Below are 13,579 nucleotides of genomic sequence, written 5' to 3'. Positions count from 1 at the left end.
TACTTATTGATTATTTATAAAAAGTGAACTAATAGATTCATGATCACGGATACGGCCGATTGCCTTGGCAAAAAGTGGCGCTACCGATAAGACTTTAATTTTTTCGCTTTCCCGATGTAAAGGAAGTGTATCCGTCACGATGAGTTCTTCGAGAAGCGAGTTTTCAATATTTTCGTAGGCATTGCCTGACATCACGGGGTGCGTACAAATAGCCCGTACCGATTTAGCTCCTTTTTTAAGGATAATTTCAGCGGCTTTACACATCGTACCTCCGGTATCAATCAGGTCATCAAACAATACCACGTTTGCGCCTTCTACTTCCCCAATGACCTGCATAGAGGCAATTTCATTGGCGCGTTTGCGGTATTTGTCGCAAATGACCATATCCGCATTCAGGAATTTGGCGAAATTCCGGGCCCGTGCGGCTCCGCCGACATCCGGGGAAGCTATGAGCAAATTGTCGAGATTCAACGATTTGAGATAGGGAACAAAAACTGAGGTACCTTCCAGGTGATCGACCGGAAAGTCAAAAAATCCCTGAATTTGTCCAGCATGCAGGTCAATTGTCATCAAACGATCTGCTCCTGACGCTGATAGCAAATTGGCCACCAACTTTGCAGCGATTGCTACGCGCGGCTTATCTTTCCGATCCTGACGGGCATACCCAAAATAGGGCAAAACAACCGTCACGTAGTGAGCAGAAGCACGGCGGGCTGCATCCACCATCAGGAGCAATTCCAACAGATTGTCCATCGGAGGTGGTGTAGACTGAATAATGAATACATCACATCCCCGAACAGATTCTTCAAAAATGGGAGAAATTTCACCATCGCTGAACGTCCGGCAGGTGTAGCCACCAAGTGGGCGGCCGTAGTCCTTGGCGATTAGATCCGCAAGATAGGTGGAATAACTTCCTGAGAATATTTTAACGGTATTAAGTGCAGCCATGAAAAGGTAAAATTTGCGCAAAAATACAAAAAAAACCATTGAATTAGCGATAGTTAACCTAAATTAATTAATGGTTTCGCTCCGATAATGATTGATTTCGTTTATTTAAGTAACTAAAAGGAAAATATAAAAATAAAGCGGAGAAAACGCCAACGAGTGCGCCTCCCACGATGTCCAACGGGTAATGAACACCCGTATAAATGCGACTGTATGAATAAATGAACGCCCAAAGGTAAAGCCATTTGCTCCATGAGAGCGGTTTGGAAGGTAGTAAATTAAGCGCGAGTGCCAAACCAAAGCTTGTTGAAGCATGCGAGGATACAAAGCCAAAGGGACCGCCACAGCCGCTTACCAAATGTACCAACGAACCGATCATCGGATCGTGACAGGGCCGGGGCCGCATGAAAAAAGGTTTAAAAAAACCGGAGGCAATTTGGTCGGATAGCGCAACTACGCCAATCAGGAAAAGTACATGTATAGCGGCAGTTTTGCCAAACTGCCGCCACAAGGAAAAAATCATGAAAACATAAAGTGGAATCCAGGTGAATTTATTGGTAATCAAGCCCATAGCCACATCTGTCCATGCAGTATGCTTGCTGTTTAGCCACAGGAATAGCGTTTGATCCAGGCTGATGCTATGCTGAATCAGGTCGTTCATGAGCTAAAACCAAGGGCTTGGCGCATTCGTCCGATGGTTTGCTGAGCTACTTGCCGGGCTTTTTCTTCGCCTTCTACCAAAATTTTCTCCAAAGCTTCCTCATGATTCATGTAATAGTCAAAAATTTCACGGGGTTCGCGGAATTTTTCCAAAATGAGTTCATGAAGTGCTTTTTTGGCGTGCCCATAGCCGTAATTGCCGCGTAAATAATTTTCCCGCATCTCGGCAGTTGCATCCTCCGATGCGATGAGCGAATACAACTGAAAAGTTATGTCCGTATCCGGATTTTTTGGATCTTCAAGTGGCGTAGAATCTGAAACAATCTTTTTAATTACCTTCAATAATTCTTTCTCAGGAAGAAAAATATCAATGTAATTATTATAGGATTTACTCATTTTTTGCCCGTCAAGTCCAGGAATCACCATCAGGCGCTCGTCAATGCGGGATTCAGGCAAAACCAGAATTTCTTCACCAACCTGAGCATTGACAGTTCGGGCAATATCTTTGGCCATTTCCAGGTGTTGCTTTTGATCTTTACCAACGGGCACGAGATTGGCATCATACAGCAGAATGTCGGCGGTCTGCAATACCGGATAGGTAAATAAACCAGCGTTTACATCGGCCAGCCTTTCAGATTTATCTTTGAACGAATGCGCATTTGCCAGCATCGGGTAAGGCGTGAAGCAGTTGAGGTACCAGGCCAACTCCGTATGTTCCTGCACTCGTGATTGCCTCCAAAAGGTATTGTTTGCGGTATCGAATCCAAAAGCCAGCCATGTTGCGGCAATTGCCCGTACGTATTCCGACCGGGTTTGGCCATCTTTTAGGGTAGTCAGGGAATGCAAATCCGCAATGAAGAAAAACGATTCATTGGCTGGATCTTTGGAAAGTTCAATAGCTGGTACAATTGCCCCTAGGATGTTGCCAAGATGTGGTCGCCCGCTACTTTGAATTCCGGTGAGAATTCTTGCCATGCTATTTTATAGTTAAAAACAGGATTATTAAAAAATGAAAATTCCTTCAATTGACAGCAATTGCCTGTCAGGGCTTTACCAAATTATACGCAATTTGCAGGACACAAATGGTAAAGGCATGTTTGAATGAGGGGTCAAAATTCGCTAAATTGAACCAGAAAAAGGAAATTTTTCTGCATTTAAAATCTTTTTTCACCATTCACCTGTTGATTTCTAACCAACATACGCCACCACATGCTCTCATCAACCACGTTTCATTTTTTGCAGGAGTTAGCTGAAAACAATAGCCGGGATTGGTTTCAGGAAAACCGCAGGCGGTACGAAGTCGCAAAGAGTGATTTTGAAAATTTGGTAGAAAAACTCATTCAGGAGGTTCAGACGTTTCAGGATTTGGGCGCTACCAAACCCAAGGACTGTATTTTCAGAATCAATCGGGACGTACGTTTTTCCAAAGACAAATCGCCCTACAAAAAGTGGTTTGCAGCGGGCATTGGACCGGGCGGGCGGCATTCGGGTCGGGTAGATTACTACCTGCACGTGCAGCCGGGCAACCAAACGTTTTTGGGGGCAGGCATGTGGAGCCCGACTCCGGAACATTTGGCAAAGTTTAGGCAGGAAATTGATTACAATCCCCAGGATTTAAAGAAGATTATCGAAAACCCTGTTTTTCGGGAATTTTTTCCTGAAATTCATGGAGAAACTATGAAGACTTCGCCGAAAGGTTATGATCGCTCGCATCCAGAAATTGAACTTCTGCGCCGAAAGCAGCTATTCTTTTCGCATACCTTTACGGATAAAGAAGTACTTTCGCCGCAATTTGTGACGGCTGTTAGTAAAGGCATACAGCTACTAAAACCATACACTGATTTTCTGAATTATATTTTTCATGATGAAGCCGATAGGCTTGATTAATAGTCATTCAGAATCTCCACTTTTTCAAATATTGTTAAGAAAAAATTCATGCAATTCTCTCATTTACACTGTCATACCCAATTTTCGCTGCTTGACGGAGCCGCCGATATCAAGAAACTTTTCAAGAAAGCCAAAGCTGATCATATGCCTGCGGTGGCCATTACGGACCACGGAAATATGTTTGGCGTGTTTGAATTTGTGGCAGAAGGCAACAAGCAAGGCGTAAAACCAATTGTTGGCTGTGAGTTTTATGTAGTAGAAGATCGCCACAAGCGGCAGTTTACCAAAGAGAAAAAAGACGTTCGCTTTCATCAATTACTGCTGGCTAAGGACGAAATCGGGTATAAAAATCTGGTAAAATTGTGTTCACTGGGATTTATAGAGGGGCTTTACGGCAAGTATCCGAGAATTGACAAAGAGTTGATTCTAAAATATCATAAAGGAATCATCGCCACAACCTGCTGCATTGGTGCTTCGGTGCCAAAAGCCATTCTGCGACACGGCGAAGCGGAAGCTGAAAAGGAATTTAAGTGGTGGCTGGATTTGTTTGGGGAAGATTATTATGTTGAACTGCAACGCCACGACATGCGGGAGCAACATGTTGTCAATGAGGTGCTTGTTCGCTTTGCCCGCAAATACAATGTGAAAATCATTGCCTCCAATGATTCGCACTATGTCGATCGCGATGATTGGAATGCGCACGATATTTTGCTGTGTATCAACACGGGCGATAAACAAAGCACGCCATCGGCCAAAGAATTTGATGACGAAAATGGGATCCCCAAAGGTTCGCGTTTCGCGTTTTACAGCGATCAGTTTTATTTCAAAAGTACCGGAGAAATGATGCAGTTGTTCAATGACCTGCCCGAGGCATTGGACAATACCAACGAGATAGTTGATAAAATCAAAAATCTGGAACTGAAAAAAGATATTTTACTTCCCAATTTTCCCATTCCAGAGGAGTTTAAAACGCATACATTGTCGGAAATGTCGGGGAAAAAAGAACTTACTGCGGACGTTCTGAATCAGTGGGAATACCTCAAACACCTGACATTTGTGGGTGCACACAAAAAATACGGGAGCATTACCGCTGAAATAGAAGAGCGACTGAACTTTGAATTGCAGACAATCCGCAGCATGGGCTTTCCCGGTTATTTTTTGATTGTTGCTGATTTTATTGAAGCGGGTCGCGAAATGGGCGTTTTTATCGGGCCGGGCCGTGGGTCAGCGGCCGGTTCGGTGGTTGCTTACTGCACGGGAATTACAAACATTGATCCCATTAAATACGATTTGCTGTTTGAGCGATTCCTGAATCCTGACCGGATTTCACTGCCTGATATTGATACCGATTTTGATGACGAAGGCCGTCAAAAAGTGATTGATTATGTTGTAAAGAAATACGGCTATAATCAGGTTGCGCAGATTGTTACCTATGGTACAATGGCCGCCAAATCGTCTATAAAAGACGTGGCACGGGTAATGGATTTGCCTTTGGCAGAAGCTAATGCACTGGCCAAATTGGTGCCCGATAAACCTTCATACAGCATGACGCTCAACCGAATCTTTACGGCGCCGCTGGAAGGAGAGGGTAGTTTATTAAAAAAAGAGGGAATTTCTCCCGAAGAGCTCGACAATGTAAAGAAAATGCGCGCTTTGGCCAAAGGTAATGATTTGTCGGCCAAGGTGTTGCAAGAGGCTCAGCGGCTCGAAGGTACCGTCCGGAATACGGGTATACATGCGGCGGGAATCATCATTGCGCCAAGCGATCTGACGGAAATTATTCCGGTGAGTACTTCCAAAGAATCTGAGTTTCTGATCACGCAGTATCAGGGGAAAGTCATTGAAGATGCGGGCGTAATCAAAATGGACTTTTTGGGCCTGCGAAACCTGACGATTATTAAGGAAGCGCTACGTCTGATTAAGCAAAATCACGGGACGGTCATTGATATAGATTCCATTCCACTCGACGATCCGAAAGTGTACGAACTCTTTCAGCGCGGCGAAACAAATGCGATTTTTCAGTTTGAATCGGACGGCATGAAAAAATACATGCGCGACCTGATTCCTGACCGATTTGAGGATTTGATTGCCATGAACGCCCTCTATCGGCCGGGGCCGTTAGCCTATATTCCGAACTTTATTCGTCGTAAACACGGTCACGAAGAAATTATCTACGACTTACCCGAGCTGGAAGAGTACCTGGGCGACACCTACGGCATTACGGTGTATCAGGAGCAGGTGATGTTGCTTTCCCAAAAATTGGCCGGTTTTACCAAAGGACAGGCCGATACGCTGCGGAAGGCGATGGGTAAAAAACAGATTGAAACGCTCAATAAATTGAAGGGCGATTTCATGAAGGGAGGAACGGAACGGAATTTGGATGCCAAAAAGCTGGAAAAAATCTGGACTGACTGGGAGGCTTTTGCTTCCTATGCGTTTAACAAATCGCACTCCACTTGCTACGCTTTTGTCGCTTATCAGACGGCTTACCTCAAAACGCACTACAAGGCGGAATATATGTCAGCGGTTTTGACGAGTTCGCTGGGGAATATTGAAAAGATAACGTTCTTTTTGGAGGAGTGTAAAAGCATCGGCATACCGGTTCTTGGCCCGGATATTAATGAATCGGACCGACAATTTAACGTAAATAAGCGCGGAGAAATACGGTTTGGACTAGCCGCCATCAAAGGTACCGGCGATGCGGCCGTAGAGTCTATCATCACCGAACGTAATGACAAAGGACCTTTCACCGATATTTTCGATTTTATTACCCGGGTAAATTTAAGAACGGTCAATAAAAAAACGATTGAAAGCCTTGCCTATGCCGGCGGGTTTGATTGCTTTGAAGACATTCATCGTGCGCAATACTTTGAGCATGAGGCGGGTGAGAATAATAACTTCATCGAAAAACTCATCAAGTTTGCCAATAATTATCATGCCGAACAGGCATCAAGTCAATCCTCGTTGTTTGGCGATTTTGGTGGGAATGATTCGCTAATGGCCAAACCAAAAACACCGAACATTGAACCCTGGAACGATTTGCAAAAATTACGTTTCGAGCAGGATGTGGTAGGTTTTTATATCTCGGGACATCCGTTGGATACCTTTCGACTCGAATTGGACAACTTTTGTACTTGTACGCTTGATAAGGTACTCGAAGTTCCGGAGGAAGGCACACAACCGATATTCCTTGGAAAAGAAATTACGGTGGCGGGCATCGTCACAAGCGTGCAGGAGCGGACGTCCAAGAAAGGTAGTCCGTTTATGATTTTCAAAATGGAAGATTACCGTGGTTCGCTCGAAATGCTACTTGGCGGCGACGATATGATTCGGATGAAAAATTATATTCAGGTTGGTAATTTCTTGTATATCAAAGGTAAAGTTCAAAGTCGCTACTATAATGAAGATCAGTTTGAATTTAAAATTCTGAACATTCAGTTACTTACAGAGATCCGTGAAAAAATGTGTAGTCAGGTAAAAATGCGGTGTTCATTGGCAACAATTGATCAGAAATTCGTGACGAGTTTACACAATACCGTGAAAGATTATCCTGGCAAATGTGCGCTGACGCTCATGGTCGTTGACCCGGAATCTCAGGTAGAAGTTCAGCTGCTTTCGCGTTTGTTTCGGGTTGAGGCTTCCAACGAACTGTTTGACCGGTTGAAAATATTGAATGGAGTAGAGTTTTGGCTCAACTAAAATATGCACAGACAGATACCGGAACTTTTGCGCAGGAATTTGGCTTTATCTATCAAAACATACAACATTTTATTATTTAGAATCATGGCAAAAGCACTCGAAGTTACTGACAACAGTTTTGAGGAACTTATTCAGGGAGATAAACCCGTATTGGTAGATTTTTGGGCCGAATGGTGTGGCCCCTGTAAGATGATCGGTCCTGTTGTGGAGCAGCTCGCCGGCGAATATGAAGGCAAAGCGGTCATCGCAAAAATGGATGTGGATGTAAACGCTCAGATTCCGGCAAGATTCGGTATCCGCAGCATTCCAACTCTGATGATCTTTAAAGGTGGACAATTGGTTGATAAAGTGGTTGGCGCGGTGCCCAAGTCTGTTCTCGAACAGAAATTGAATGAGCAAATCGGCTAATCATCGAAGAAATAGATACTGATGAAATCAAAAAAAGGGAACTGCAAGGTTCCCTTTTTTTGTGTGTAAAAAATTCTTTTTCAATAGACTTTGAGTAAAAAAACTTCCCGCGTCCGGGTATTCCTCAATTCTGGATTGAGGAAAGGTAAAGTCAAGAGCGTTACGTGGTATTTTTGATACGTTTTTATGGTTTCAATTCTATACGGTGTTGTTTTTAAAGCAGTTAAGCCTTTTTGATCAGTATACACCCAAACCGAATCTTTCGTTGATTTTACTTCGGAAATCTCCTGAGTATCAGTAAAAATAGGCGTGTTTCGAGCGGTGTAAAAATCAAGTGCGTGCGGAAAAAGAAAATAATCACCTCGCGGATCAAGGTCGAGCATGTAAAAGTTCTGTAAAGGAAAATCCGGCTTTTGAGCAAGTTCCATTCCCAAAACTGAGCCCGTTTGATAGGTGAGTAGGGTAGGATAAATATGCGAATTCATTACAAAATTACAGGCCAAAGCTGCCCAAAAAGGAGCCAAAACCAGTTGTGAAAATGCAGGCTGTTTTTCCAGAAAAAGAAAGACAACAAAAATTAACAACGCAATTGCCGGGAGTAATATCAAAAACTGTGTCAACGGAAATGCCCAAACACTGAGCAGCAAAACGATTAGCCCCATAACCGTGGCTGTAAACATTAGCGCATATTTTGTCCATAAAAAAGATTTGGTTTCGGGCTGAGCTACAAGTTCATTCAGGAAGCGGGCGGTAAGAACGGCAGCAAGCGGAAAAACCACAAATGTGTAGTGTGGCAGCTGATAGTGTGAGGTTGACAGCGCAAGAAATGGAAGCAGGAACCCGCCCAAAGACATTGCTTCCTGTGAGTTGCTGAGTAGAAATTTCTGTTTGATAAGGAGTTTAAAAGATGAAAAAAGCGCCGCGATAAAAACCAAAACCCACGGTAAAAAGCTCCAAAGGAAGTTCTGCGCCTGAAACCAGAGCGGGGCATTGTTGTCCCAGCTATTTTCACCCGTAATGCGTCCAAAACTCTGCTTCCAGAAAAAGAAATAGATTCCTTCACTGCCATACTGTTGGTATAGACCTACACAATAGGGTAGTAGAACAAGTCCGGTTACGAGGATTCCCAGGAGCCATTCCCAGCGAAAAATATTTTTCCAGTCTCTTTTTAACACTATATCAATAAAAAGCGCTGCGCCTGGAACAATCAGGCCAATTGGTCCTTTCGCTAGCATCGCAATACCAATCCAGAAAAAACCGCCTACGAGAAATCGCCAACCGCCTATTTTACGAAACTCCGCCAATTGCCAAATCGCAAGCATAACCGCATTGGTAAGCAAAGTATCCGTCCGCACGTCATGATTCATCAGAAAAAAAGCCTGACAGCTCCCCATAATCAGCGCAGCTGCAAGACTCGTGTGGTGGGAATAATACAATTTACTGAATCTGTAAACGGCATAGATTCCAAGGAGCGTAGACAGGATCGGGAGAATTCGATATACAAAATGAGAAAAACCCAGAAGTTTGAACATCAGCGCCGAAAGCCAGAACAAAAGCGGAGGTTTATCAAGGTAGTAATCAATTCCTCGGTGTTGTACTTGAAGAAAATTGTTGTTTTGGGCCATTTCCCGGCCAATGCTTGCATATTGGGCAGCGTCGATGTCCATAACAGGAATGGCCCAGGCACCAATAAGATATACCGCCAAAAGGCCAACGAATGACAGAATTGTAGTTTTTTGCATGGTTTGGGTCAGGGAAAGTTAGTCAAGAGCGGAGAGTAAAAGGGAAACTGCTTCCCGAATTTCGCTTTCAGAAATCGTGAGTGGAGGAGCAAGGCGCATGGAATTATCGCAAAACAAAAACCAATCGGTGATAACGCCCGCCTGTATGCAGCGATCAATTGCCGGTTTCAACACGGCAAAAGAGTCCATTTCAGCAGCAAGCATCAGCCCTTTTCCGCGTACTTCGTGAATTTTGGGATGTACCAAAAGAGATTTTATCAACTCACCTTTGGCAGTTGCTTTTTCAGGGAGCGATTCGTTGATAAGAATGGTAAGCGTCGCCAACGAAGCTGCGCAGCACACCGGATGCCCGCCAAAAGTTGTGATATGACCCAATACCGGATTTTCTTTTAAAACACTCATGACCTGAGAGGAAGCCATAAATGCCCCAAGCGGCATGCCGCCGCCCATACCCTTGGCAGTTAGAAGTATATCAGGATATACATCCGCAGATTCAAAAGCCCAAAAGGTTCCGGTGCGGCCAAAGCCGGTTTGAATTTCATCAAAAATTAACAAAGTTCCAGTTTCCGAGCAGCGCTGACGCAGGGCTTTGAAATACCCTTCTGCCGGAATGCGCACTCCTGCTTCACCACCGATTACCTCAATGACCACGGCTGCGGTTCTGCATGTAATTTTTTCTAAATCAACCAGTTGCCCATGACGAATGTGCCTAATGCCGGAAAGTAGGGGCCGGAAGTTTCGTTTAAAAAATTCTTCTCCCGAAAGAGATAAAGCTCCCTGCGTGGCGCCGTGGTATGCCTGAAAACAGGAAATTATTTCTGAGCGCCTGGTAAACCGTTTGGCGAGTTTCATAGCACCCTCCACGGCTTCGGTGCCCGAATTGGTAAAATAGACGTGATCAATTTGCCCAAAGGGAGACGGAAGGCTACACGAAAATTCGAGGGTTTTGGCCAACGCCTGAGCCAATTGTACCTGTGGACTTTGCACGTATTCGCCATACACCATGAGGTGAAGGTATTTGTCCAGCTGATCCTGAATGGCTGCCAGTACTTTTGGATGACGATGACCGACGTTGCTGACAGCTATACCCGAAATGAGGTCAAAATATTTTTTGCCGCCGGTATCAAAAAGATAAACCCCTTCGGCCCGTTCGATTTCGAGCGCGAGGGGGAAGTCTGATGTTTGGGCAATATGGTTAAAAAAAAGTTGTCGATGACTAATATGCATACCGAAAAAGAATGGCTACGATTCGTAAAAGCAGGCACTGCCGCCTACCCACGTAAAATCTTTGTTGAATCGAACCCCAATCATTTCGCCACGGCTCAGCCGACTCAAACTCGTCAACAAACGGGGGCGTTCCTGGGATTCGGGCCAAATATACAACATTCTGATTTCACACTTTACGCCGCCGTCGGGTGCTTCAATTACTGGTTCGTAGGTTACCTTGCGTTGCAAAATGTAATTTTCAGGATCCGAAATTGCCCGTAAATCCTGCTCAGTAACATGCAGTTGTACCCCCGAACCAGCAAACGAGAAGAGCGGTTTTACTACATAATTCTCTAAATCAGCGGGGAAGTTCTGCTGATAATCACTCAAAAATTTTGTTTCCGGTACATACCTGCTTGTCAAAAACGGCAGGGTGAATTTACTAATTCTGAAAAACCAATTTGGATGACCAACCCAGGTAACATCGACTTCATCCGTAAATGTATAGCTCGTTTTCAACTCAGGATATTGAACCAACTCATCAAAAATCAGGCGGTTGTAAATCCTTTTTACCAGAATTTTCCGTCCGTCTTTCTCATAAAAAAGAGACCTGCCTTCCCGAATTAACTTCGTATAGCAGACCGCCTGAATGCCAAGCATACGTTCGGTGACGGCAAAATCGATTCGGGTTTTTTGTTTTTCAGGAAAAATCTCCAAAATAATGACTTGCTCCAGATTTTCATTTCCCAGAATCAACTTCCTAAATTCTTCTACATATTCTTCATAGGTAGAAACTCCAAAGGCATATGAGAAACCTTCGGGAACAGGGAACGCAGATTTATACTTTTCCGAAAGATAGGCCTGATAGCCAAAAATGGAAGGAAAGCCTTGTAGTTCAATTAGTTGTGGAAAAAGATCGCCTGTTTCATCTTTGCAGATAGCGAAATCAATTGCCAGAAAAGAGCTATGAGCATTTTCGTTAGGCACGCGTTGATTTTCCGGAATCGCCCGTTCGGTCAGTTGTTTGAAATCATCTTTCGTAATAACATCAATGAATGATTCACAGGCTTCTACCAATTTTTCTTTGAGAGGTTGTGGGACAAATACCGGGCTTTCTGCAAGTCGGAAGTCGAGTTGACCCGGAAAATCCTGGTCAATTTCTGCCAATAAAGATTCGTAGGATTCTTTGGTAAAAGCGGCATTATAGGCCGCACGGGCTGATGTATGCATAAAATTTTGACGGGCAAATTGGGAATAGGACTTTGTTAATTTTCTGTGTCATTACCTTTTGTGCCTAATTGTTGTTGTGCTACGACAACTGATTGAAGCAGTTTTTGCTTGAATTGTTCTATTGGAAGCATTTCGGTTAGATAGGTAGCAACATGAATCCCCGATTTGTCTAATTCTAACAACTCTATCATTTTGTCACTTTTTTCGGAGCATAATAGCAAACCAATCGGCTGATTCTCTCCTTCTTGCCTTTCGTATTTGTCTAACCAACGTAAGTATAATTCCAATTGCCCTTTATATTCTGCTTTGAATTTGCCTAATTTTAATTCGATAGCAACTAACCTTTTTAGTTTTCGGTGATAGAAAAGTAAATCAATATAGTAGTCCTCCTGGTCAATGGTAATACGTTTTTGACGTGCCAAAAAGGCAAAATCATTTCCAAATTCTAAAATGAACTGTTGTAATTCTACCAAGATTGCACTTTCTAATTCATGTTCGTTGTAAATCTGGTTTAAGCCCAAAAAATCAAGCATATAGGGATCCTTCAAAAAGAGTTCAACTGTCATTTCTTTTTCGTTTCTCAATTTTTCAAGATCATTATAAATGGTATCTTCTCCTTTTTTGCTTAAAGCGGTACGCTCAAAAAGCATACTGTCGATTCGCCAAAGATTTCGATCTCCGTATCCTCTGCCATAGGCAGATACTAATTCTGACGACACTGTCGTCACTATTCGTTTGCCATACTCGGCTCTATCGGTTCTGATGAGTTCTTCCTGGATTGTTTTACCTATTTGCCAGTACAACTGAAGCATCGTTGTATTGATCGTACGCAATACGCCACTTTTGGCGGACTGAATAAGCACCGAAATTCTATTAGTAAGTTGTTTGCTCTTTATCAATTCATTCATATTCCGTCTACACTTATTCAGGATTACTATCGGTGCTGATTTCTAAAAAACCGCAGACTGAGACGCGCTGTAAATTCGTTGACTGGCAATTTTGAGGAACGTGGGTAAAATAGTTTTTTCAGTAAGCAGAATCTTATCCGGATCGTTCAGGTGCTCAATCATATCGTAGTATTTGGCTTCGCCATGATTCTTGATAATTGCCTGCTTTTTTTCATCCTTCAAAAAATACCGCAACATTCCCTCAGCATCGGCTTCGGGGTGAAACTGCGTACCAAAAATCTCATTGGAAAAACGGATACCCATCACTGCGCGGTCGAGAGGTACGTGCGGACGGATTTTTTCGAGACAAACAATCTTGGCTCCCAAATGCTCCAAAACGTGATTGTTTGGTTCAATGACCTGATAATCACGAGAATCTACGGCCCAAAAAGGATCTTCCAAACCTTTAAAAAGCGGTTCGTTCTCGGCAAAGTGGGTTTGATGAATTGGGAAAGTACCAAAAGAGTTGGAGCGACGTTTGCCGACCAACCCGATTTGCCAGTGAACGCAGGCAAGCTGAAATGAATGACAGATCAAAAACAAATGTTTTTTGACCCGGTTGTGATGATCCTTGTTGTATTTCCAAAGGGAGTCCAGAAAACGGAAATACTTTCTTTCCCAGGCGTGGCCTTCGGGCTTTGGGCTGCCGGGACCGCCGGTCGAAATATAAATATCGAATGATAAATCGGGGACTTCGGCCAGTTGACGCACATCGAAAATCTGGCAATTGACGGAGAAATTTTCCTGAGACTCAAATTCGTGTACTATTTTTTTTATACAGCGCATGCCTTCATTCTCGACCCCGTTATAGAGGTCGAGAATGGCAATGCGCAAGGTAGGTAATTGATCCATTGA

11 protein-coding genes are annotated in these 13,579 nt (G+C 43.6%); 3 read left to right on the top strand and 8 right to left on the bottom strand.

The features are described 5' to 3' along the window. Positions 1–3: 3 nt before the first annotated feature. The 3 genes from EZE20_RS07935 to trpS form a co-directional block, all read right to left on the bottom strand. Positions 4–948 carry a ribose-phosphate pyrophosphokinase gene (locus EZE20_RS07935; RefSeq protein WP_132116275.1) on the bottom strand — a complete coding sequence of 315 codons (945 nt, stop codon included), beginning with the start codon at positions 946–948 and terminating at the stop codon, positions 4–6. Between the two features lie 67 nt (positions 949–1,015). Then, positions 1,016–1,606, bottom strand: coding sequence for a phosphatase PAP2 family protein (locus tag EZE20_RS07930; protein ID WP_132116273.1), 591 nt, complete (start codon positions 1,604–1,606; stop codon positions 1,016–1,018). Then, the gene (trpS, locus tag EZE20_RS07925; protein ID WP_132116271.1) at positions 1,603–2,580 is read right to left on the bottom strand and encodes a tryptophan--tRNA ligase; all 978 of its coding nucleotides are present in this window, start codon (positions 2,578–2,580) and stop codon (positions 1,603–1,605) included. Before trpS ends, EZE20_RS07930 begins: the two co-directional genes overlap by 4 nt. A gap of 234 nt (positions 2,581–2,814) precedes the next feature. Here trpS and EZE20_RS07920 point away from each other — a divergent pair, with 234 nt between their 5' ends. The 3 genes from EZE20_RS07920 (at position 2,815) to trxA (ending at position 7,599) form a co-directional block, all read left to right on the top strand. After that, positions 2,815–3,492, top strand: coding sequence for a DUF2461 domain-containing protein (locus EZE20_RS07920; protein WP_132116269.1), 678 nt, complete (start codon positions 2,815–2,817; stop codon positions 3,490–3,492). 48 nt (positions 3,493–3,540) lie between these two features. Beyond that, the gene (dnaE, locus tag EZE20_RS07915) at positions 3,541–7,191 is read left to right on the top strand and encodes a DNA polymerase III subunit alpha (RefSeq protein WP_132116267.1); all 3,651 of its coding nucleotides are present in this window, start codon (positions 3,541–3,543) and stop codon (positions 7,189–7,191) included. A gap of 84 nt (positions 7,192–7,275) precedes the next feature. Continuing rightward, positions 7,276–7,599, top strand: coding sequence for a thioredoxin (trxA, locus tag EZE20_RS07910; protein ID WP_132116265.1), 324 nt, complete (start codon positions 7,276–7,278; stop codon positions 7,597–7,599). A gap of 80 nt (positions 7,600–7,679) precedes the next feature. Here trxA and EZE20_RS07905 read toward each other — a convergent pair whose 3' ends face one another. Genes EZE20_RS07905 through EZE20_RS07885 form a run of 5 tightly spaced genes read right to left on the bottom strand, consistent with a single transcriptional unit; the run spans position 7,680 to position 13,576 of the window. Then, positions 7,680–9,341, bottom strand: coding sequence for an ArnT family glycosyltransferase (locus tag EZE20_RS07905; RefSeq protein WP_132116263.1), 1,662 nt, complete (start codon positions 9,339–9,341; stop codon positions 7,680–7,682). A gap of 18 nt (positions 9,342–9,359) precedes the next feature. Further along, a complete protein-coding gene (locus tag EZE20_RS07900; protein WP_132116261.1) occupies positions 9,360–10,568 on the bottom strand; it encodes an aspartate aminotransferase family protein in 1,209 nt (402 codons plus the stop codon). Between the two features lie 15 nt (positions 10,569–10,583). Further along, complete coding sequence (locus EZE20_RS07895) at positions 10,584–11,777, bottom strand: ATP-grasp domain-containing protein (protein ID WP_132116259.1); 1,194 nt, start codon at positions 11,775–11,777, stop codon at positions 10,584–10,586. A gap of 35 nt (positions 11,778–11,812) precedes the next feature. Then, positions 11,813–12,685, bottom strand: coding sequence for a PDDEXK nuclease domain-containing protein (locus tag EZE20_RS07890; RefSeq protein WP_132116257.1), 873 nt, complete (start codon positions 12,683–12,685; stop codon positions 11,813–11,815). Positions 12,686–12,727: 42 nt separating this feature from the next. Continuing rightward, a complete protein-coding gene (locus EZE20_RS07885) occupies positions 12,728–13,576 on the bottom strand; it encodes a type 1 glutamine amidotransferase (protein ID WP_132116255.1) in 849 nt (282 codons plus the stop codon). Positions 13,577–13,579: the final 3 nt, after the last annotated feature.

It is taken from the genome of Arundinibacter roseus (assembly GCF_004348825.1).
Taxonomy (GTDB): domain Bacteria; phylum Bacteroidota; class Bacteroidia; order Cytophagales; family Spirosomataceae; genus Arundinibacter; species Arundinibacter roseus.
The sequence above is the reverse complement of the archived record's forward strand: the minus strand, read 5'-3'. Positions and strand labels throughout refer to the sequence as shown.